The sequence below is a fragment of the Staphylococcus saccharolyticus genome, from assembly GCF_900458815.1.
GTDB classification, from domain to species: Bacteria; Bacillota; Bacilli; order Staphylococcales; family Staphylococcaceae; genus Staphylococcus; species Staphylococcus saccharolyticus.
On record NZ_UHDZ01000001.1, the window covers coordinates 383,726 to 406,426 of the forward strand.

Sequence of the window (22,701 nt, forward strand, 5' to 3'; positions counted from 1 at the left end):
AACAGAGGGTGAAATGAATTGAAAACTTTAAATCACCTAAAGAAAATGAAAGAAGAGCAAACTAAAATTTCGATGGTCACGGCTTATGATTTTCCTAGTGCAAAACAAGTCGAACAAGCTGAGATTGATATGATTTTAGTAGGAGATTCTCTAGGAATGACTGTTCTAGGTTATGATAGCACCGTTCAAGTTACTGTAAATGATATGATTCATCATGGTAAAGCAGTAAGAAGAGGAGCACCAAATACATTTATTGTTATAGATATGCCTATAGGAACAGTTGGTGTGGGTGATGAGGAAGATTTGAAAAACGCACTAAAAATATACAAAGATACCAATGCCAATGCAGTAAAAGCGGAAGGTGCACATCTTGTATCATTTATTCAAAAGGCAACACGCATGGGCATTCCTGTCGTATCACATTTAGGCTTAACACCACAAAGTGTTGGAGTGATGGGATATAAACTTCAAGGTGATACGAAAGAAGCAGCTATTCAATTAATAGAAGATGCTAAAGCAATAGAAAAAGCAGGTGCTATTTTATTGGTTTTAGAAGCAATCCCAAGTGATTTAGCTAAAGTGATTAGTGAGCAGTTAACGATTCCTGTTATAGGTATTGGCGCTGGGAAGGATACAGATGGTCAAGTTTTGGTGTATCACGATATGTTAAATTACGGTGTCAATCGACAGGCTAAATTTGTCAAACAATTTGCGGACTTTTCAATAGGTATAGATGGCTTGAAACAATATGATCAAGAAGTTAAACAAGGTCATTTCCCATCTGAGTCCTTTACTTATAAGAAAAAGATTATGAATGAGGTAGGGTGTTATGACTAAAGTGATTACTACAGTTGAAGACATGCAATCTATTTCAAAATACTATAAGTGTTTAGGTAAATCAGTAGGTTTTATTCCAACAATGGGTGCTTTGCATGATGGGCATCTAAAGATTATGCAACAGTCTGTAAAAGAAAATGACATCACTGTTATTAGTATCTTTGTAAATCCTTTACAATTTGGGCCTAATGAGGATTTAGATGCGTATCCTCGTCAACTTGATAAAGATGTAGTTGCTGTTGAAAAGATTGATGTGGATTATGTGTTTCATCCTAGTGTGAACGAGATGTATCCAGATGAATTAGGCATTGATTTAAAGGTAGGATATTTAGCAGAGGTATTAGAAGGTGCTCAACGTCCTGGCCACTTTGAAGGTGTTGTTACAGTAGTCAATAAGTTGTTTAATATCGTTAGTCCTGATTCCGCATATTTTGGTAAAAAAGATGCGCAACAGTTAGCTATCGTTAAAAAGATGGTTAAAGACTTCAATCATCCAATTAATATTATTGGTGTAGATATAGTACGTGAAGACGATGGCTTAGCTAAAAGTTCTAGAAATGTTTATTTAACTGCAGAGGAGCGCAATGAAGCAATACATTTGAATAAAAGTTTACAATTAGCCTGTCAATTGTATCATGAGGGAGAAAGACATAGTGATTTAATTATTAAACAAATGACATCTTATCTTAATAAACATATAAGTGGAAAAATTGATAAAATTGGTATTTATAGTTATCCAGATTTAGTGCAACAAACAGTGATACAAGGACAAGTTTTTATTTCATTAGCAGTTAAATTTTCGAAAGCGAGATTAATAGATAATATAATTATTTGAGATGACACTATTGATAAGGACATTCATGAATTCTAAAATTCATAGAGCTAGAGTAACAGAATCAAATTTAAACTATGTTGGTAGCATCACAATTGATGAAGATATACTTGATGCTGTAGATATATTACCGAACGAAAAGGTAGCAATCGTGAATAATAATAATGGTGCAAGATTTGAAACGTATGTCATTGCAGGAGAACGTGGTAGTGGTAAAATGTGTTTAAATGGAGCAGCATCAAGATTAGCTGAGATAGGCGATGTGATTATTATCATGACCTACGCACAATTAAACGAACAAGAGATGGCCACGCACTCACCTAAAGTTGCAGTGTTAAATGAAGAAAATACAATTATTGAAATGTTTCATGAAAAGGAAAATACATTAATACAATAATTACTTGATGTAATAACATAAACCGAGTTGCCTATGAGCAACTTGGTTTTTGATTTTAAATTAGTATTACTCCTAAATTATTATATGAAATAATTATTATGTAGCTGACAATATGATGTTAGCATATAATCTAGAATATCATATATAACAATGGAGGTCCAAACATCTATTGAATTGTCCAAAATGTGGTCAACATTATCATCAAGAGGATGTCTTTTGTGGTAATTGTGGCAATAAGCTTTCATATGAAAGTGACGTAATAATAAAAAATCTTCAGAAATTACACCTTCACAACAAGATTATCAGCATGATGATGTAGCTAAGAGCAAGAAGGTTAATCAGTCAGTAGAGATTAAATCAGATAAACAAGATTTAAATCAACCTCATAATATTAACACAACTGTGGTTAATCAAAATGATATACATGTTCATAATGAAGAATCGCATGAATCAAAACATCACACATCAAATGAATTTATAGTTGAAATGAAACGTTTCTTTTTAGGCGTGTTCACTCATCCTGATGAGTTAATTAAAGCGCAATAATTTTTTAGTTATAAAGTTTTATTTGCTTTATTGGTAGCGGGTTTACTCATCATTTCATTACTAGTTAATGGTGTGATTCCAGAAGAAGTAGCAGTGTATCAAGTGTCAAAGGCAAATATTATTTTTAAGTTTATAGTAGGAATTGCTATTATTTTAACTGTACACATTGGTGTTACATATGCAGTGATTCGTTTAACGATACTTCCAACATTAAAGTTTAATAAAGTACTATCAGACTATGTTTTAATAGATACATTTTCGGTTGCACTATTATTCATTTCAACTTTTTTATTTATCTTGAATACGTATAAATTTGCCTCAGTTGTACTTATTGTGGCGTATTCATTATTTACTCTTTTACCAGCATATTTGGTGGTTAAATATAGTACGATGTTTCAAACACGTATTTCAAGTATGTATGGCATTATTATTTTACTATTTGCATTTTCTTTTATTGTCCTAATTTTTGGAGAAAGCATAGTTGAAAGCTTAGTGATGCAAAATTTCAGCAGACTACTTAGAAGAGTGATTTAAGTGAAGTTTTGTAAACATTGCGGGAATCACTTATATCCACATCAAAAGGTTTGTACACGTTGTGGTAAACAAATTATACGTGCTCAACAAAAAGTTAGACATCATGAATATAAATCAAGTTATCCACGAGGACACTTTAACGATTCATATCGATTTAGAAAACTCAATAAACCTATGGTCATCATTTCAATATTAGTTGCTATCATTACTATTATGTTAATAAGTGTCTTTTTCTTTTTTAAACATCAGTTGTCTCCTTATCAAACAGTTGAGCAAATTTCTGATGTATTGAAGAAAGAGGATGTACAGCAACTCTCTAAACTTATTACGTCGGATGGTCATAAGCTCAATGATGAAGAAACTAAGGCGTATTTAAATTTCCTGAAAAATCATAATAAACTTAAAGAATTGTCGCATGATTTAACGAAGAGTTTAGAACAAATGAATCAATCGAATGCAACAAGTCATGTAGTCAACCTTAATCAATTAACTATCATGAAAATTGAGAAAAAAGGAAAAACGCTAGGTTTGTTTGAACATTATGAATTTAATATTCCTCATTATTCTATTAGTATGTATGCACAAGATAATGGCAAAATCTATTATGAATATAAAGGTAAGACACATACGATTAATCTTAAAAAAGATCAACCAGTTGACGTCGGTCGTTTCCCTCTAGGAGATTACCAGTTAAAAGCTAAAAAAGAAGTTAATCATCAAACATTTAAAGGTAATTTAGTCATAATGATGAAACCTGTCCATTCAATAGTTAAAGAAAACTTTAAGGAAAAACGTTTTATGATTAAAATTAGTAATTCATATAAAGTTAAAGATGTCCGCTTATTTATTAAAAACAAAGATTCTAGAAAAGCGAAAGAGTATAAAACTTATGGTCACTATACATCAAGTGAGAAGGTTGTTATTCATGCAGAAGGAAAAGTTGGTCAACATAAAGTGAAGACAAAATCTGAAGAAGTTCAATTACCAGAAGGTGTCGAAGATTATAAAACAATAACTCTAAAATTTAATAGTGATGAAGTGAATCAATTTGTTGAGGATCAATTAGGTAATGATTCGAAAAAAGATAACAAAGAAAATGAAGACAAATCAAAAGATAAAGAGGATGATAGTAAAAAATAAGCAAGTACCGAAAAAGAATCTAAAAAGTGTTATTATGATCAGAACATTAGTAAAAAACAAGCGCTAGACGCCGTTAAACAATTTGATAAAAATATTAATGATAGTTCAAAATACATGTATGAATTTAAGAATGATGACCCACTTGATAAATGGGAAATAGAGGTTAAAGATAAGACCAAAAACGTTGTCAACAAGTACTATGTTGATACATATGACGGTTAAGTATATAAATATAGTAAAGATGATGAATTGATTACGAGTGGTTATCCTAAATAATGAAACTTAATATATGAAAAATTAAAAGTATTTTTGTATCGTAGAGCAGATTTTTTATTGGTAATACAATAGAGAATCTGCTTTTTGTATTATGGATGATATGTAAAAGTGTTTCATTTAATATAAATACTTAAATTAACGCAATCAATAATATTTTTCGAATTATTTTAGAAATAAGTATAAATGTAATTATATACTTTTTGAGGATTTAAAAAATAAATAAAATATAGGATGGGCTTATATGCATTGTCTAAATTGTGGGAATCCTGTTGAAGAGGACGATTTATTCTGTGGAGAGTGCGGTTATAAACTCAGAAGACGTTTTCAATCTGTGAATGTTGCAGAAAGAGAGATATCCCAAGCCAAATCACATGAAGCATCTAACAATGGTTCACAATCAACACAAGTAGATGAAAATAAAAATGTAGTATCTCAGCAGAGTGATTCTACAATGAAGCATAGTAAAGATGAAAATGCTAAACACAACGAACAATTTCAAAATGAAGCACTGCAGCAACACACTTCAAATCATCAACAAAGACCTCAATTTTCTCAATCTTCTACATATCAAAAACATCAACATTCTGATTATCAACAACAAGGTCAATTCAGTCAGCAGACTAAGGCAGTTACTGAAGAAAGCAAAGGTTTCTTTAAAAGTGCATTTGTATCATCAGATTATGTTATTAAGAGTTCTCAATCTTTTAGTTTTAAATTAATAATATCACTCTTAATTATTGGTTTTATTATGCTAGGAATCCTTCTCGCTTCAATAATACCGGTTGAAATTTCTTATATTGGCACATCAAAAAGTAGTGTGATTATATCGATTATTGTTGGGATTATTTTATTTTTAGCAATAATTATAGGTGCTACATACGCAATGACGCGTTTAGTTGTAAGGCAACCTATTACATTCAAGAAGGTTTTATCTGACTTTGTACTTATCAATAGTGTGTCGGTAGCCATTTTAGTGCTTTCAATTATTTTAATGTTAGCAAATGCTTATCGTTTTGGTGCTAGTGTGACACTATTGTCTTTATTACTATTTATTATTTCAGGTATTTATATGATGGCAAAATATAGTAAAAATAATGATACTAGAATATCTAGTTTTTATGGTGTGATTATTTATATCATTATTCAATCAAATTTTTGACAATCTATTGGAGCACATGAGTGATATATTTGAAGGGAGCACGTATTATTAATGAAATATTGTAGTAACTGTGGTCAACCACTACGCGAAGGAGTTAAAGTATGCACAAATTGTGGAACACCTGTTCAACGATTTAACCAACATCATCGCCATTCACAATATTCTGATCAACGACGACCCTATCAACAATCAGTGAATAAACAATCTCAATCACCTAAAGGTAATAAAAATTTTGGATCATCATAACAATTGTTTTAGCAGTATTAATCACATTATTTGTTGTGTTTGCAATATTGAAAAGCCAATTGTCTCCAAGTAAACAAGCATCACAAATTTCTCATGTGATAAAAAAAGATGATGCACAATCATTATCTCAACAACTAACATCAGGAAATAATCATTTAAGTAAACAAGAAGCACGTGCATACTTAAATTATATTAAGACCGAAGATGATTTTAATAATGTAGGAGATAAAGTAGAACAGAGTACTAAAGACGTAAAAGATAATCACTATAGAAACTTATCAGTGGATGCAAATGGAAATAATATTTTAAATATTTCTAAAGATGGCAAAAAATATTTATTTTTTGATGATTACCACTTTAATGTTCCACAACATTCTATAACACTTTTGCCAAGCAATGGTGGAAAAATAACTTACGAATTTAATGGCGATAAACGTACTATTTCTGTTGAAGAGAATAAAGAGAAAGACTTAGGTACATTCTCTGTCGGAAATTTTAATCTGAAAGCTACTAAAGAAATGGATGGTAAAAAATTTAAAGGTGCTTTAATAATTGATATGAGCAATGAAGACTCTACAGTTTATGAATCCTTTAAACAAAAACGCTTTAATGTCTATGTTGATGGTGGCTATATGTTAGATAACGTGAAAATCTATGCAAATGGCAAAGAAATCGGTGATGAATCATCTTCGGAAACATATGGACCATACGATCCTGATGAAGAGGTTGTTGTTCATGCAGAAGGTTCATATGAAGGGCATACTTTAGATACTGATAAATATACTTACAAAGAACCTGAAAAAACCGATGACTGTAAATGGGGATTCTCATTTACAGATAAAAATGGTAACTTAGCCGGATCATATACTGCTTATACAGATGATGGTTATGTAACAGAATATGATGAAAATGGCGATGAAGTTGGTTCAGGTTATTAAATTTTGAAATTTACACTAATATCAATACTCTTGAAAACACCAAAGTCAATGTTGTCATAATTCGGTAGAGTTTGATATTAGTATTTCTAATTCTAACAAAGTAACGTAAATTTCTAAGTAAATCAACTTATACTCCCTTTATATATTCAGTAATATATAATAATATTAGATTATACATATTGGGTATATTTAAGGGAGGTTTTGCTGTGATTGAAGTTAATCAAATTTTAGCAAAAATGAAAAATCAAAAAATAAATTATGATAAAGTTTTAAGAAAGATGATTTCTCAATGGGAGCGTGAAGGAGAACGTCCTAAAATACTTTTACATAGTTGTTGTGCACCGTGTAGCACTTATACATTAGAATTTTTGACTCAATATGCAGATATAGCGATTTACTTTGCTAACCCTAACATCCATCCTAAGAGTGAGTATCTGAGACGTGCAAAAGTCCAAGAACAGTTTGTTAAAGATTTTAATGACAAAACGGGTGCTGACGTTAAATATATCGAAGCGGATTATAAACCGCACGAATTTATGAAAATGGCCAAAGATAAAGGGTTAACAGAGGAACCAGAAGGTGGTTTAAGATGTACTGCTTGCTTTGAAATGAGACTAGAGATCGTTGCCGAAGCCGCAGTCAAATTTGGATATGATTATTTTGGAAGTGCGATTACGCTCTCCCCAAAGAAAAATGCTCAACTCATCAATGAATTGGGTATGGATGTGCAAAATATTTATAATGTGAAATACTTACCAAGTGATTTTAAGAAAAATAAAGGGTATGAACGCTCGATTGAATTGTGTAATGACTTTAATATTTTTAGACAATGTTATTGTGGATGTATATTTGCAGCAATGAAGCAAGGTATTGATTTTAAGCAAATTAATAAAGACGCAACTGCGTTTTTACAAAAATTTTAAATAAAAAAGCCTGAGCTTAAATTAGAAAGTGATATGTTTCAAACTCAAGTTTCAGGCTTCTTTCGTTTATATCATTCTATGAATAAATCTCACTATAGCCATAATTGCGATAACGATCATTGAGATAAAAGAAAAGTCTTTAAATCTATTACCTTTAGTATCTTTAGTGTTTTCTCCATTATCCATCATTTCACGAAGTTCGCGTTCAATTTCAAGGTCCAAATCTGTTTTGCGATAACCATTTAGACCTTGTCTTTCATCTTCTTGCATATGTTCTTTGGGTATTTTCGTAATCGTTTTTTGAGCTACATTGCTATTTATTGTCTTTTCACTCATGTTAATGCCTCCAAATCCATGACATGTATCATCAATATAAATTGAATACTTTATAAGAAAAGTTACAACAATTCATGGGAAATATAAACTTATGCATCTAAACCGATAATATCGCTTACGTTGTTGTACCCATGTTTTGTTAGATATTGAGCTATTTTTTTATTCATTCTCTTAGTTAAACCTGGACCTTCAATCACTAGTGAAGAATAGATTTGCAGTAATGACGCACCATTTCTCAACATTTTAATAGCATCTGTAGAACTGAAAATTCCGCCAGTTCCAATAATTAAAAAATTGCCTTTTGTTTGTTGATAAGCATATTTAACTAATTGTAAACTTCGTTCGAATAATGGCTTACCACTAAGTCCGCCTTCTTCAACCTTATTTTTTGAGATTAAACCATCACGTTGTCGAGTAGTATTCGCTAGCATCACCCCGTCGAACGTATTAGTAATTGACGGTAAGATATTTTTGAAGTTATATAAATCCATATCAGAAGTGAGTTTAAGGAAAATGGGTACAGTGATATCCTTTTCAGCTTTAAATTGATTCAATGCGTTACATAACATAGAGAATTCATCTTTATGATGGAAGTTTTGTAAATTCTCAGTATTAGGTGAACTAATATTAACGGTAAAGAAAGTGATATCATTTTTAAATGTATCAATGACTTTAATATAATCTTGATAGCGATTCTCGTAAGCCGTTGATTTGTTGATACCTACGTTTAATCCAACTGGAATGGTATAAGTGTGACGACGCAAATTGCTGAGAGCTTTATTCATTCCAATATTATTAAAGCCCATACGATTAATAAGTGCATTATCTTCGAGTAAACGATACATACGAGGTTTAGGATTTCCAAGTTGAGGCTTTGGTGTAATCCCACCAAGTTCAATTGCTCCAAAACCGATATTTTCAAGTACTCTAGGTACTTCACATGATTTATCAAATCCTGCTGCTAAACCGATAGGATTACTAAAAGTAATACCATGAATTTTCTGAGTTAATATTGGATTTCTATAAGTAAATATTTTATTAACCATTGGCAAAAGTGCCGAACATTTTTGTACGCATTTTAATGCATCAATGGTCACACCGTGCGCACGCTCTGGATCTAATTTGAACAATAAAGGTTTAACTAATTTATACATGTTGACGCTCCTATTTCATTATATTTGAGGCTTACTATCCTCACTTAATATGTTTGAAATTCGTTCTTTTAATAGACTAGCACTTTCATGTGAAGTTTCATAGTTAAATTAGTGAAAGTTGAAAAATGGACTTAATTTGAAGTTCAATATAAAAGTAAGGATTAATTTTAATAAGATGTGGCAATGTAGTAAAGTACAGTTATTTTCGTCTTAGGAAGGTGAGATTATGAATAAAGATTGGAAAGAAAAATTACCTCTAGAAGATGTGAAAGACATCTCTCCAGTCAGTGGCGGGGATGTGAATGAAGCATTTAAAGTCACTACAAATGAGGATGATACATTCTTTTTACTTGTTCAACGTCAACGGCCAGAGTCATTTTATGCTGGAGAGATAGCTGGATTAAATGAATTTGAAAATGCTGATATTACAGCACCACGTGTCATTGCGAGCGGGGAAATTAATGGTGATGCTTATTTAGTGTTAAGTTTTCTTGAGGAAGGAAGTAATGGAAGCCAAAGTGAACTTGCACAGCTCGTTGCTAGGATGCACCGTCAACAACAAAAAGATGGTAAGTTTGGCTTTCATTTACCTCATGAAGGAGCAGATGTATCGTTTGATAATACATGGACAAGTACATGGAAAGAAATTTTCATCGATAGAAGGATGGATCACTTAAGAGATGAACTGTTAAGAACAGGTTTATGGAAACAAGCTGATAAGAAGATATATGAACAAGTAAGAGATGTTATGGTTCGTGAACTCCAAATACATGAAAGTAAACCTTCATTATTACATGGTGATTTATGGGGTGGCAACTATATGTTTCTTAGCGATGGTCGTCCAGCTTTATTTGATCCTGCGCCATTATATGGAGATAGAGAATTTGATATAGGTATTACTACTGTATTTGGTGGTTTTACCCAAGAATTTTATGATGAATACGACAAGCAATTGCCGTTAGGTAAAGACGCTCATAAGCGTTTAGAATTTTATAGACTATATTTACTTATGATTCATTTACTTAAATTTGGTGGAATGTATGCAGGTAGTGTTCAACGCTCTATGCAAACAATTCTAGAATAGCATATGATACTCCCACTTCTTGATAGAATGATATATCGATTATAAGAAGTGGGTTTTTTGAGTGAAAATCTTTTTGATCTAATTTATACTTACCAAAAATTTAATAATACTTCTGAAAATCCTTCAGGTTTTTGAACATAGCCTATGGAAATGAACCTTTAGAGTCAATACCATTTAATAAAGTGATGATGTCTTTATGCTGATTTAAATCTTCTAGGGAAATATTAGATTCTGTATATTGACGAATTTCATATTTGAACCAACATAACATTTCGTTAAAGCGTTGTTTGCTTTCGGCATCATCTTTTACTTGAGCTGGTTTAGACATATATTGTTGATCAAGTTGACTTATGTTTAATGTTTCACCAAAAGTTTCATTGCTTCTGGCATGTCTTCATTGATCACGATATCAATGATTTCAGTATTTTTTCTTGCCAGTATTGAGCATTTGGTAAGAAAGTATTAATAGGTGGCTCATGAAATGCAATATGTTTTATTATATCTGGATATTCTTTAACACGTGCATCGCAACGATAGCGCCTGAACTAGAACCTAATACATAAACGGGTTCTTAACTTAATGATTTTACTAATTCAAAGACATCTTTCGCATCTCTTTTAACACGGTAACGACTATCTGGATTTGATACTTCGTCTGGAAGTGGTTCAGTAAGCTCACTTTGACCATAACCACGTCGATCTATCGCTACAACGTAAAATGTTCTTGTAATTGTTTGGCTAGGGGAATGAAGATATTACCTGTGCCATTTGCACCAGGAATTAAGATAAGGATAGGTCCTTTGCCTATTTTGTAATAGCGTAGTTTAGCACCTTGTAATTCTAAAATTTCCATCAATTAAGACCTCCAAAATAAGTACAAATATTTATCATTAACTTTAATGTATGTTATCTATTTGATAGGAATTGTATTAGACTTTTCCCTTTAAAGTAAAAAACAAACGCTAAGTATAAAGGTCTAAACTAGCTCGTTCTTTTTAAAAAATGTATAACTATTTGATTGAATTTTTGAAAATAGGGTAATTTTAAATTTGTACAATCAAATTAATAATGATTGACTAAATAATTTATGTAATAAAAAGGGGTATACAGATAGACATAACTTTCAGACAGAAAGATATTCCACGAAATGGAGAAGGAAGATTATGGCAGATAAACTGCAAAGAGAATTAAGCAATAGGCATATTCAATTGATTGCAATAGGTGGAGCTATAGGTACAGGTTTGTTCTTAGGTGCTGGTCAATCGATTCATTTAGCAGGACCGTCTATTTTACTAACTTATATAATAGTAGGTTTCGTTCTTTTCATGTTTATGAGAGCAATGGGTGAGTTGCTACTATCAAATTTAGGATTTAAGTCATTTGGTGACATTGCTCATCATCAAATAGGATCTATGACAGGCTTCATGGTCGGGTGGACTTATTGGTTAACATGGATAATTTCTGGCATGGCAGAGGTAACTGCTGTCGCTAAATATGTAGAGTTCTGGTATCCTGCTATACCTAACTGGTTAACAGCAGCAGCGACGATTCTGATTTTAGTTGCATTAAATTTATTTAGTGCGAAATTATTCGGAGAGTTAGAATTTTGGCTATCTATCATCAAAGTTACCACGATTTTAGCTTTAATTATTGTTGGTATTGTGATGATAGTATTTGCAATGAAAACAGATTATGGTACAGCTAGCGTGACTAATATATGGAAAGAAGGCGGATTCTTCCCAAATGGCACATCAGGATTTTTAATGTCATTCCAGATGGCTATCTTTTCATTTATAGGGATTGAATTAATAGGTATTACTGCGGGAGAAACAAAAGATCCACATAAGACGATACCACAAGCTATCAATAATGTACCTTTTAGAATATTATTGTTTTATATAGGATCATTAGCGGTCATTATGTCAGTAGTGCCTTGGAAACAATTGGATCCAGCTAATAGTCCATATGTTAAAATGTTCGGCTTAGTTGGTATTCCATTTGCTGCGGGTATTATTAACTTCGTAGTATTAACAGCAGCTGCATCATCTTGTAACAGTGGTATTTTTGCGAATAGTCGTACAATGTTTGGTTTAGCTGGCAGAAAACAGGGACCTGCCTTTTTACACAAAACGAATAAACATGGTGTGCCATATTATGCTATTTTAGTGACATGTTGTTTACTAAGTATCTCAGTAGTTTTGAATGCTGTGTTTAAAGATGCTACAAAAGTTTTCGTTCAAATAACTACATTTTCCACCGTTTTGAACATTATGATTTGGGCAATTATTATGGTTGCTTATCTTGGTTATTTAAAACATGATTCTATGCATCATAAAGAAAGTGATTACAAGATGTGGGGCGGAAAATATATGGCATATGGCATCTTGGTTTTCTTCGCTTTTATCTTTGTTATTTTACTTATAAACAGTAGCACACGCTATGCAGTACTTTTCGTGCCTGTATGGGTTGGAGCAATGTTTTTAATGTATCAAAAATATAAAAAAGAATCTCACAAAGCTGAGATTGAAACAGAAAAAGAATAAAGTAATTTTTATTGTTCTTTGTCGATAATCTAAGCACTTTCCTTTAAGTAAGGGAGAGTGCTTTTTTGAAAGCTAAACAAAATTTTGAAATATTTATCTAAATTTTCTAAAAATATTATATACTATTGAGCATAGTCTTGAGTGACATGTATGAATTTCATTAAATATCCCTCTAAGTTATTACTTCAAAGAATCATACTTGTTGTTCAAGACTTTTTATAAATATTTTTCTAAGCACATTGGGAGGTTTAAGTCGTGTCAGCAATAAGAAATATAGACGGACCAAAGGATTTTATTTTTAGAGTTTTATCAGGGGTAGCAATTGGAATTGTAGCTGGACTCATTCTAAATGCAATTTTGGGAGAAATTTTTAAATATTTAATGCAATATCATCCTATTTTTAAAACTTTATTAGGAGTCGTACAAGCCATCCAATTTACAGTGCCGGCACTCATTGGAGCATTAATTGCGATGAATTTTAATTTAACACCTCTAGCAATAACTGTGGTAGCAAGTGCTTCTTATGTAGGGAGTGGTGCCGCTCAATTTAAAAATGGAGTATGGGTCATCGCAGGTATAGGGGATTTAATTAATACGATGTTTACTGCCGCGATAGCTGTATTATTTATTCTTTTAATTGAAGAACGCGTTGGAAGTATGGCACTTATTGTTTTTCAACAGTTGTAGGTGGTTTATCAGTAACGATTGGTGTGTTTACTCTACCTTATGTGAGACTTATTACAACAGGTATTGGAAATATGATTAACAGCTTTACTGAATTGCAACCAGTGATCATGAGCATGCTTCTTTCGATGGTATTCAGTTTTATCATTATATCTCCGTTATCAACTGTAGCGATTGCCATAGCTATTGGTTTGTCAGGAATCGCAGCCGGTTCAGCATCTATAGGTATCGCTGCAACTGAAGCAGTGCTCTTGATTGGGACAAGTAAAGTAAATAGTTTAGGTATACCACTACCTATCTTTTTTGATGGAGTGAAAATGATGATGCCAAATATGGTTAAATATCCAGTCATCATAGTGCCTATTTTATTACAGCAGCTCTATCTGGTATAGCATCGGAATGATTGACATTGCGGGTACAAAAGAATCAGCAGGGTTTGGCTTTATCGGTATGGTAGGTCCAATTAATGTATTTAAATTTATGCAAGTTGATTCAGCATGGCTAAATGTAATACTTATTGTTGTTGCATGGATTTTAGACTTAATACTTAGAAAGATGATTCATTTATATTCGACGGATATATTTAAATTTATGGGGTAAGTTTAATCTCTTCAATGTTTCGTACGTTGGAGGGATTTTCTATGTTAAAATGTAACAACATCATAACAGTCTAAAAAAATATATAGTAGGTGAAATAATGTCACATAATGTAGAAGAATTACAGCTCAAAGCCGCACAGCTAAATAGGCAAACGCATGAGCTTGGGATACCGGTTATGGTACTGTTTGAAGGCATACCGGCTTCAGGAAAAACACGATTATCAAATGAGTTATTGTTACATTTAGATGCAAAATACACACAATTTATATCTACTAAATCACCACAAGCTCATGATTTAAGATATCAATTTTTACAAAAATATTGGAATTCATTACCACAGAAAGGGGATATCAATATTTATTTTAGAAGTTGGTATTCTCATTATCTAGATTATAAAGAAAATGAAATTAAGCATGATAAATATAAAAGCTATGATGTGTTAGTTAATCAAATCAATGACTTTGAAACAATGTTGAAAAAAGATAATTTTGAAATTATTAAATTTTTCATAGAAATTAATGAGGAAAAACGTCAAGAACATATTCAGCAAACCAAAAATAATCCTTTAATGAAATGGAAAGTGCAAGAATATGAGAATGTCATTCCTCAGGAAACGTATTTAAATAATATGCGTTATTTCATTAAAAAAGATAAAGATTGGAAAGTCATAGATTATACTGAACGACATCAAGCTTTTGAAAAAATGTATTTACATATTATAAAAAGATTAGAAAAAGCAATTGAAAAGGTTGAAAACGAAAATAATAATGTAGATGGAATGTTCACTACAGATTTTACAACGTCTTTATTTGATATTGACTTACCTAAAGTTCATAAGAAAACATACAAAGACAAAATTATAGAATTACAACAACGTATGAGAGAGATTCAATTTGCACTATATGAGACAAAAATCCCTTTAGTGTTAGTCTTTGAAGGTATGGATGCTGCGGGTAAGGGTGGTAATATTAAACGAATTAGAGAGAAATTAGATCCCACTGGCTATGAAGTTAATGGTATCAGTGCACCTACCGACGTAGAAAAAAATCATCACTATTTATGGCGCTTTGCGAAGAAAATGCCTAAAACAGGTCATATAGAAATATTTGATCGCAGTTGGTATGGACGTGTACTTGTTGAACGCGTTGAGGGATTTGCAAATAAAGATGAATGGCGATCTGCTTATGAAGAAATCAATCAATTTGAAAAGATGTGGACTGATGAAGGCACAATAGTATTAAAATTTTTCTTATGTTTGGATAAAGATGAACAACTTAAACGTTTCAATGACCGTGAAAAGAATCCTGATAAACAATGGAAAATTACTGATGAAGATTGGCGTAATCGAAAAAAATGGGGTCAGTATTTAGAAGCAAGCCACGACATGATTAAAAATACAAACACTTCTCATGCACCATGGTATATTATTCCAGCTAATCATAAGAAAACGGGCCGCATAGAGGTGCTTAAAACAATTATTAGAAAGTGTGAAGCAGTGTTATGGGGAGTTAAAGACTATTAATCAATGAAAAAAAGATGAAATTTTATAGGTGATTAACTTACAAATTCATCTTTTTTATTTTTGATTGAGCAAGATAAGTTTATAGAGTTATTACAGTTGTGTAACAAAGTTGCAAATTGTAATTTTACAGACAATTTAAAATAAGAACAAATAACACTGAAAATTGATGTAAAACTTCATTTCATAATGAAATTTTAAACAAATGTTAAGAAATTATATGTTACAAAGCGAAATATTTTTGTTTTAAGATTACAAAATTAACAGTACATTGTAATTTTTTGTAAGGAATGTGTAATATACAAACGTATTTTTTGTGGTATAGTGAATACCGTCAAAAGTTAACAAAAACATTTTCAATATTGCACAACGAAATTTAAAACTTACGAATACAATTTACACAATAATTAAAAATTATCTGGAGGATTTATATATTATGAAAAAGACAGTAATTGCATCATCATTAGCAGTAACTTTAGGACTTGCAGGTTATGGTTTATCAAGTCACGAAGCACACGCTTCTGAAACTACAAACGTTGATCAAGCTCACTTAGTAGACTTAGCTCAACACAATCCTGAACAATTAAACGCTAAACCAGTTCAAGCTGGTGCTTACGAAATTCACTTCGTAAACAACGGTTTCCAATATAACTTCTCATCAAACGGTACTAACTGGTCATGGAGCTATGAAGTAGCTGGAGCAGATGCTTCAAACTACGCTCAATCATCTTTAAGCCAAGCAGTGAGCTCAAACCAACAATCAAGCAACACTAGTGTTAAAGCTGTTTCAGCACCAACTACTTCAAACAGCTCTAGCCATAATTATTCAACTACAACTACTTCATACTCAGCACCAAGCACAAGCTCAGCTTCGACTAGTGGTTCAGTTAAAGCACAATTCTTAGCAGCTGGTGGTACTGAAGCTATGTGGAATACAATTGTTATGCCTGAATCAGGCGGTAACCCTAATGCTTCTAATGGTCAATACCACGGTTTAGGTCAAACTAACCAATCATGGGGTTCAGGTTCAGTAGCTTCACAAACTAGAGGTATGCTTGATTACGCTAGAAGTCGTTACGGTTCAGTAGGAGCAGCAATGTCTTTCCGTCAAGCAAACGGCTGGTGGTAAAATCTAATTTATAACTGGAAAGACAATTCGAGTTATAAATAATATAAGAGGATGGCGATTTGCCATCCTCTTTTTTTAACCATTGAAGTCTCAGACTTTAGTGGTCTTTTTTTATGTCAATTTTTAAAACTATTCATTCTCAAATCTCAAAGTTTAAGCGTTTTATTTATTGTAACAAAGGGAATTAAGCTTAATAACGATGACTGTATGATAATTTATAAAAAGAAAGTCGTGACATGATGAAATCATTAAAAAAAGTATTTCTCATTATAATCTTTCATAGTGTTTTTGGGTTGACGATTCAATTGCTGATTGCGCACTTAGGTACTAAAATTTCATTGAAATTTTTGAAGAAACATCATTTTTATTTTCGTTCTTTTAACTTTGAACTACGAGGCGAAATATGGAATCAATACTTTAAGGTAAGTCAATGGAAGAGATAGATACCTGAGGGAAGTAAGTTGAATCATAATATTTATGATAAGAGCGCGTTGACTCATGATTTAGGTAATACTCGGCAGTTATTGTTAGAAATGAAACGTACAGAATTCATACATTGGATTTCTATTTTACCAGTGATTGTTTTTATTAAAGCTCCAAAATATATCAAAGTCATCAATGTTTTATACGTTTTTCTTAGTCATTTACCGATAATTATTACTCAAAGGTATAATCGACCGAGAATTGAAAGATTGATGCGTTTAATGGAAAAGAGAGGTAGATAAATGATGACTCAATCAGTGATAGTAATTGGTGGTGGGCTTGGAGGTATTTCAGCCGCTATCCGATTGGCTCAAGAAGGTTTCTGTGTCAAACTTTATGAACAAAATAATCATCTTGGAGGAAAGGTTAATCGTCTTGAAAGTAAGGATTTGAGCTTTGATTTAGGTCCCTCAATATTAACCATGCCTTATATTTTTGAGAGGCTGTTTAAATATAGTAATAAAAAGATGTCGGACTATATTCAAATAGAACGTTTATCTTTACAATGGCGAAACTTTTTCCCTAATGGTGACACAATAGATTTATATAAAAACTCTGAAGAAACGCTACTTAATAACAATCAATTAACTGAACAAGATAAAGAAGAGCTTGATCAATTTTATAACTATGCTGAACGTATTCATCGTTTTACTTTTAATAAGGGCTTAGATTATCTTCGTGAAATTCTCAAATATCATGGGCCTTTCAGTGCTTTAAGAGGTTTCTATTACTTTTCTACGATGCAACAAGCCATCAATCGTTATGTATCAAATCCGCTGTTAAGAGAAATGTTAGGATACTTTATTAAATATGTAGGTGACTCCCTGCTGTTCTTTCAATGCTCTTTCATATGCAACAAGAACAGGGATTATGGTACATAAAAGGTGGTATGCACTATTTAGCTCAAGCGCTTGGAAAATTAGCGATTGAGGAAGGTGTAGACATTTATACTGGTGTATCAGTTGAGAATATTAAGACTTATCATAATTAAGTAGTAGGTGTTCGTTTAGATAGTGGTGAGATGATTCAATCAGATTATATTATTTCCAATATGGAAGTGATTCCTACTTATAGAGACCTACTTCATTTTAGCCAACAGAAAGTTGATAAACTTGAAAAGACGTTCGAACCAGCCAGCTCCGGTTATGTGTTACATTTAGGCATCAAACGTTCATATCCACAATTAGCACATCACAATTTCTTTTTCTCAAATGATTTTAAGCAGAATTATTATGAGGTTTTTCATAAAAAACAATTGCCGGAAGATCCAACAATTTATCTTGTGAATTCAAATAAAACAGATTCACATCAAGCTCCAGAAGGGTATGAAAATATCAAAGTGTTACCACATATTCCATATATTCAAGATAGGCCCTTTAAACAAGACGAATATGATGCATTGAGGGAGCGTGTATTAACTAAATTAGAAAATATGGGACTTACAGATTTAAGGAAAAATATTATTTATGAAGATGTGTGGACACCTGAAGATATACGATACCACTATCGTTCTAATAGAGGTTCTATCTATGGTGTCGTCGCAGACAAAAAGAAAAACAAAGGTTTTAAATTTCCGAAGCAAAGTGAGCACTTTGATAATTTATTCTTTGTAGGTGGATCGGTGAATCCTGGTGGCAGTATGCCTATGGTTACATTAAGTGGGCAACAAGTCGCTAATAAAATAGCTACCCTAGTTGCTGAAAAGGGGTGAGCTTAAATTGAAATTGTTACGAATGGTAGGCTCACTTTTCTCAATAGCATCTATCATTTGTGGGATGCTTATATACAATAGAAGAAACCGGCTATCTAAACCTCAAAAACGTTATAAAAATAATAATGAAGTGAATATAATTATACCTGCAAGAAATGAAGAAAAGCGCTTGCCACACCTTTTACAAACCTTAAATCAGCAACAAGATATCGCTAAAATTATTGTGATGGATGATGGTTCAACTGATCAGACCGTAGCAATTGCGCAAAATTTTGGGAAAACCGTATATCAAACTCATAATGATACAAATGGTTTATGGTATGGCAAGTCACATGCATGTTATCAAGGTGCTAAGCATGCTAAAACGTCATTATTAATGTTTATCGACGCTGATGTATCATTAACGATCTCTTATTCAATTGAAACTATTTTAGAGACATATCAATTACAACATAATAGAGGATTGTTAAGTATACAACCATATCATCAAACATATCGTTTTTATGAAAGTCTGTCTGAGATATTCAATTTAATGACGGTTGTAGGTATGAACGGTTTCTCAAGTTTAGCACGTCACAACCATCAAAAGATGGCATTTGGTCTAGTTACTTTAATGAATAGAGAAGATTATTTCGCTACACAAGGTCATCAAAATGCTAGAAATAGCATTATTGAAGGCTTTGCTTAAGGTCAAGCATTTCAACAAGTATCTTTACCTGTGACTATATATGAAGGCGAAAATAATGTTCAATTCAGAATGTATGAAGAAAGATTTAAGTCATTAGTCCAAGGTTGGACTAAGTACTTGTCTGTCGGTGCAAGTCAAATCCATCCAAAAGTTATGCTAGCAATTATGATTTGGTTAATGGGTTCCATTCATACCGCGGTAATGTTGTTATTAAGTTTTTTCATTAAACTATTCTCTAAATTTAAAACGATGACGACTTATATGCTTTATACTATTCAATTTATTATATTACATAGGAGAGTAGGTTCTTTTTCCATTATTCTACTTATCTTACATCTTATATTAGTTATCTTTTTTGTAGTTATTTTTCTTAATTCGTGGCGACATGCACATTTTTCAACGTCTGTAGAATGGAAGGGACGTTCGTTTAAAATAAATTAAAACTGAATGTCTATTTAAAGAGAGGGGTATAACATGGTGGCTATTAAAGAAAGCTTTGACTACTGTCAACAAATCATGAAAAAACATTCAAAAAGCTTTTCTTATGCATTTGATTTCTTGCCTGAACAAGAACGGAAGGCAGTGTGGGTGATTTATTCTGCGTGTCGTATTATCGATGATAGTATTGATGTTTATGAAAATCCACAAATGCTAAAAGATACTTACGATGATATTTTATTAGTAGAGAATGCTTCAGACCATGATTGCTTAGAGTTTAACAGTAATCAACATATTATGGCCGCATTGGTACACGTATCGAAGCACTTTCAAGTAGGGTATCAATCTTTTTACAATCTCATTAACACAGTATATCAAGACCAAAATTTTGAAATATTCGATACAGATGATGCATTGTTTGATTACTGTTATGGCGTAGCAGGAACAGTTGGTGAATTATTAACTCCGATACTTGCGAGTACTCCAAACGACAAAACATATCATGTTGCTCGTACATTAAGTGAAGCGTTACAACTTACAAATATCTTACGTGATGTGGGAGAAGACTTTGAAAACGGTAGAATTTATTTTAGTCGTAATCATTTAGAAGATTTTAATGTCTCGATTGAGTATCAATATCATGAAGGTGTGGCTCATAATTATATAGAATTGTGGGAAGATTACGCCACGATAGCAGAGAACCATTGTGAAAGTGCGCTTTCGCATATAGATGTCTTTAATAAAGAAGCACAACCCATTGTAGAATTGGCTGCAATTATCTACAGGGAAATTCTTAATGAAGTTCGACAAGCATCTTATACATTGCATCGACGTGTATATGTATCGAAGTTTAATAAAGCCAAGTTGTATAAGTCAATTAAAAAGAAATATCAATTATAGGTGGAATGCTAAATGGATATTGCTATTATAGGAGCAGGGGTTACTGGTTTAGCGTCAGCGGCAAGGCTTGCTTCACAAGGAAATCATGTCACAATTTTTGAAAAGAATAATTGACTAGGTGGACGGTATGAGTCAACTTAAGAAAGATGGCTTTACATTTGATATGGGTCCTTCAATTGTAATGATTCCAGAAGTTTACAAGGCTGTATTTGAGGATTGTGGTAAAAATTTTGAAAAATGAACCAGCTTCGATATATTTATGATGTTTATTTTGGAAAGAATGATAAAATGCGTGTACCTATGGATTTAGCTGAATTACAACAAATTCTTGAAAGTATAGAGCTTGGTACTACGCACGGATTTATGTCGTTTCTAACGGATGTGTACAAACATTATGAAATAACACGTTATTATTTTTTAGAAAGAACTTACAGAAAGCCTTCTGATTTTTTTAATTTCACTTCACTTATTCAAGGCGCGAAATTAAAGACGTTAAATAACGCTGATTATTTAATAGATAGTTATGTAGATAACGAACGAATACAGAAATTATTAGCATTTCAAATGTTGTATATTGGCATTAATCCAAAACGTGGACCGTCGCTTTGTTCAATTATTCCTATGATTGAAATGATGTTTGGGGTGCATTTCATTAAGGGAGGCATGTATGGTATGACACAAGGACTTGCTGACTTAAATAAAGATTTAGGTGTCGATATACACTTAAATTCAACTATTGATGAAATCATTATTGATCCTAAATATAAACGTGCAGATGGCATCAAAGTTAATGGTCTTGTACATCGATTTGATAAAGTGCTATGTACAGCTGATTTTCCATATGCTGCAGAGCGATTAATGCCAGCACATGCACCTATTAAGAAATATAAACCGCATAAAATTGAACAGTTAGACTATTCTTGTTCTGCATTTTTAATGTATGTTGGAATTGATAAAGATGTGACCAACGAGATGATGCTCCATAATGTTATTTTTTCTCAACATTTTAGACGAAATATAGATGAAATTTTTGGCGGTAAATTTTCTGAAGATCCATCTATTTATATTTATGTACCTGCAGTGGGAAATCGAAATTTAGCTCCAGAAGGGTAAACAGGATTATATGTACTTATGCCTACGCCTGAACTAAAGACAGGTCAAATGAATTGGAAAGATCAAGCAATTATTGACAAGGTAAAACGTACGATTTATCAGCAAATGGAAACAATTAATGCGCTTGAAAATGTAGAAGAACATGTGATATCTGAAACGTTATTTACCCCCATTGATTTTGAAAAGGAGTATAATGCTAAATTTGGTACAGCTTTTGGTTTAATGCCTACATTAGCACAAAGCAATTATTATAGACCTCCAAATGTTTCGCGGGATTATAAAGATTTATACTTTGCTGGTGCAAGTACGCACCCTGGAGCGGGCGTGCCGATTGTATTAACAAGTGCTAAAATCACAGCAAATGAGATTTTAAAAGATATTAGAGATGGAATTTAATCATTAATATGATGTTAGAGGAAGAAAGTGATTTTAAGGAATGGTAGCGTTTTAGTTGTATCATTTCTTAAGCATCATTCTCATATTTTGCGGTAA

At 32.2% G+C, this 22,701-nt stretch carries 17 protein-coding genes and 6 pseudogenes; 20 read left to right on the forward strand and 3 right to left on the reverse strand.

What is annotated here, in order from left to right; translation table 11 throughout:
* Positions 1-18 precede the first annotated feature (18 nt).
* The 10 genes and pseudogenes from panB (at position 19) to DYE57_RS01685 (ending at position 7,828) form a co-directional block, all read left to right on the forward strand.
* Positions 19-837 (forward strand): 3-methyl-2-oxobutanoate hydroxymethyltransferase, encoded by an 819-nt coding sequence (gene panB, locus DYE57_RS01645; protein WP_115312627.1) that lies wholly within the window; start codon positions 19-21, stop codon positions 835-837.
* Complete coding sequence (gene panC / locus DYE57_RS01650) at positions 830-1,672, forward strand: pantoate--beta-alanine ligase (RefSeq protein ID WP_115312628.1); 843 nt, start codon at positions 830-832, stop codon at positions 1,670-1,672. Before panB ends, panC begins: the two co-directional genes overlap by 8 nt.
* A gap of 10 nt (positions 1,673-1,682) precedes the next feature.
* Positions 1,683-2,066 carry an aspartate 1-decarboxylase gene (gene panD / locus DYE57_RS01655; RefSeq protein WP_185802524.1) on the forward strand — a complete coding sequence of 128 codons (384 nt, stop codon included), beginning with the start codon at positions 1,683-1,685 and terminating at the stop codon, positions 2,064-2,066.
* A gap of 169 nt (positions 2,067-2,235) precedes the next feature.
* A complete protein-coding gene (locus DYE57_RS12780; protein WP_115312630.1) occupies positions 2,236-2,385 on the forward strand; it encodes a zinc-ribbon domain-containing protein in 150 nt (49 codons plus the stop codon).
* 83 nt (positions 2,386-2,468) lie between these two features.
* The gene (locus tag DYE57_RS11795) at positions 2,469-2,612 is read left to right on the forward strand and encodes a hypothetical protein (RefSeq protein ID WP_165417834.1); all 144 of its coding nucleotides are present in this window, start codon (positions 2,469-2,471) and stop codon (positions 2,610-2,612) included.
* Positions 2,613-2,642: 30 nt separating this feature from the next.
* Positions 2,643-3,146, forward strand: a complete 504-nt coding sequence (locus tag DYE57_RS01665) for a hypothetical protein (RefSeq protein ID WP_115312631.1) — start codon at positions 2,643-2,645, stop codon at positions 3,144-3,146.
* Positions 3,147-4,286: a TcaA second domain-containing protein gene (locus DYE57_RS01670; RefSeq protein WP_232619698.1), complete on the forward strand. Its 1,140-nt coding sequence runs from the start codon at positions 3,147-3,149 to the stop codon at positions 4,284-4,286.
* Positions 4,287-4,803: 517 nt separating this feature from the next.
* Positions 4,804-5,721 (forward strand): zinc ribbon domain-containing protein, encoded by a 918-nt coding sequence (locus tag DYE57_RS01675; RefSeq protein WP_232619697.1) that lies wholly within the window; start codon positions 4,804-4,806, stop codon positions 5,719-5,721.
* Positions 5,722-5,772: 51 nt separating this feature from the next.
* A pseudogene (locus tag DYE57_RS01680) lies at positions 5,773-6,905 on the forward strand (zinc ribbon domain-containing protein).
* A gap of 236 nt (positions 6,906-7,141) precedes the next feature.
* The gene (locus DYE57_RS01685; RefSeq protein ID WP_165417859.1) at positions 7,142-7,828 is read left to right on the forward strand and encodes an epoxyqueuosine reductase QueH; all 687 of its coding nucleotides are present in this window, start codon (positions 7,142-7,144) and stop codon (positions 7,826-7,828) included.
* Between the two features lie 66 nt (positions 7,829-7,894).
* On the opposite strand, the gene DYE57_RS01690 is transcribed toward DYE57_RS01685, so the two are convergent.
* Together DYE57_RS01690 and DYE57_RS01695 are read right to left on the reverse strand one after the other, a co-directional pair.
* A complete protein-coding gene (locus DYE57_RS01690; protein WP_115312633.1) occupies positions 7,895-8,164 on the reverse strand; it encodes a hypothetical protein in 270 nt (89 codons plus the stop codon).
* Positions 8,165-8,253: 89 nt separating this feature from the next.
* Complete coding sequence (locus tag DYE57_RS01695) at positions 8,254-9,318, reverse strand: quinone-dependent dihydroorotate dehydrogenase (protein WP_115312634.1); 1,065 nt, start codon at positions 9,316-9,318, stop codon at positions 8,254-8,256.
* A gap of 226 nt (positions 9,319-9,544) precedes the next feature.
* Here DYE57_RS01695 and DYE57_RS01700 point away from each other — a divergent pair, with 226 nt between their 5' ends.
* Positions 9,545-10,402, forward strand: coding sequence for a fructosamine kinase family protein (locus tag DYE57_RS01700; RefSeq protein WP_115312635.1), 858 nt, complete (start codon positions 9,545-9,547; stop codon positions 10,400-10,402).
* A gap of 89 nt (positions 10,403-10,491) precedes the next feature.
* On the opposite strand, the pseudogene DYE57_RS01705 reads toward DYE57_RS01700, so the two are convergent.
* Positions 10,492-11,254, reverse strand: a pseudogene (locus DYE57_RS01705) (alpha/beta fold hydrolase).
* A gap of 310 nt (positions 11,255-11,564) precedes the next feature.
* On the opposite strand from DYE57_RS01705, the gene DYE57_RS01710 reads away from it, so the two are divergent.
* The 9 genes and pseudogenes from DYE57_RS01710 to DYE57_RS01755 all read left to right on the forward strand — a co-directional run bounded on the left by DYE57_RS01710 (position 11,565) and on the right by DYE57_RS01755 (position 22,605).
* Entirely contained in the window at positions 11,565-12,944 is a 1,380-nt protein-coding gene (locus DYE57_RS01710; RefSeq protein ID WP_115312636.1) for an amino acid permease, read from the forward strand.
* 255 nt (positions 12,945-13,199) lie between these two features.
* Positions 13,200-14,228: pseudogene (locus tag DYE57_RS01715) on the forward strand (PTS sugar transporter subunit IIC).
* Positions 14,229-14,325: 97 nt separating this feature from the next.
* On the forward strand, positions 14,326-15,750 hold the full coding sequence (locus tag DYE57_RS01720; protein WP_115312637.1) for a phosphate--AMP phosphotransferase: 1,425 nt from the start codon (positions 14,326-14,328) through the stop codon (positions 15,748-15,750).
* Positions 15,751-16,183: 433 nt separating this feature from the next.
* Positions 16,184-16,876, forward strand: coding sequence for an aggregation-promoting factor C-terminal-like domain-containing protein (locus tag DYE57_RS01725; protein WP_115312638.1), 693 nt, complete (start codon positions 16,184-16,186; stop codon positions 16,874-16,876).
* Between the two features lie 461 nt (positions 16,877-17,337).
* Positions 17,338-17,601: a glycosyl-4,4'-diaponeurosporenoate acyltransferase CrtO family protein gene (locus DYE57_RS12180; protein ID WP_232619695.1), complete on the forward strand. Its 264-nt coding sequence runs from the start codon at positions 17,338-17,340 to the stop codon at positions 17,599-17,601.
* A gap of 3 nt (positions 17,602-17,604) precedes the next feature.
* Positions 17,605-19,070: pseudogene (locus DYE57_RS01740) on the forward strand (phytoene desaturase family protein).
* Positions 19,071-19,092: 22 nt separating this feature from the next.
* Positions 19,093-20,199: pseudogene (locus DYE57_RS01745) on the forward strand (glycosyltransferase family A protein).
* A gap of 33 nt (positions 20,200-20,232) precedes the next feature.
* Positions 20,233-21,096, forward strand: a complete 864-nt coding sequence (locus DYE57_RS01750) for a phytoene/squalene synthase family protein (RefSeq protein WP_115312640.1) — start codon at positions 20,233-20,235, stop codon at positions 21,094-21,096.
* 12 nt (positions 21,097-21,108) lie between these two features.
* A pseudogene (locus DYE57_RS01755) lies at positions 21,109-22,605 on the forward strand (phytoene desaturase family protein).
* Positions 22,606-22,701 lie beyond the last annotated feature (96 nt).

Bases quoted from the DNA above. Each gene is read 5' to 3' on its own strand.
- panC (WP_115312628.1), top strand. From the start codon at position 830: ATGACTAAAGTGATTACTACAGTTGAAGACATGCAATCTATTTCAAAA.
- DYE57_RS01675 (WP_232619697.1), top strand. From the start codon at position 4,804: ATGCATTGTCTAAATTGTGGGAATCCTGTTGAAGAGGACGATTTATTC.
- DYE57_RS01685 (WP_165417859.1), top strand. From the start codon at position 7,142: ATGAAAAATCAAAAAATAAATTATGATAAAGTTTTAAGAAAGATGATT.
- DYE57_RS01690 (WP_115312633.1), bottom strand. From the start codon at position 8,164: ATGAGTGAAAAGACAATAAATAGCAATGTAGCTCAAAAAACGATTACG.
- DYE57_RS01695 (WP_115312634.1), bottom strand. From the start codon at position 9,318: ATGTATAAATTAGTTAAACCTTTATTGTTCAAATTAGATCCAGAGCGT.
- DYE57_RS01700 (WP_115312635.1), top strand. From the start codon at position 9,545: ATGAATAAAGATTGGAAAGAAAAATTACCTCTAGAAGATGTGAAAGAC.
- DYE57_RS01710 (WP_115312636.1), top strand. From the start codon at position 11,565: ATGGCAGATAAACTGCAAAGAGAATTAAGCAATAGGCATATTCAATTG.
- DYE57_RS01720 (WP_115312637.1), top strand. From the start codon at position 14,326: ATGTCACATAATGTAGAAGAATTACAGCTCAAAGCCGCACAGCTAAAT.
- DYE57_RS01725 (WP_115312638.1), top strand. From the start codon at position 16,184: ATGAAAAAGACAGTAATTGCATCATCATTAGCAGTAACTTTAGGACTT.
- DYE57_RS01750 (WP_115312640.1), top strand. From the start codon at position 20,233: ATGGTGGCTATTAAAGAAAGCTTTGACTACTGTCAACAAATCATGAAA.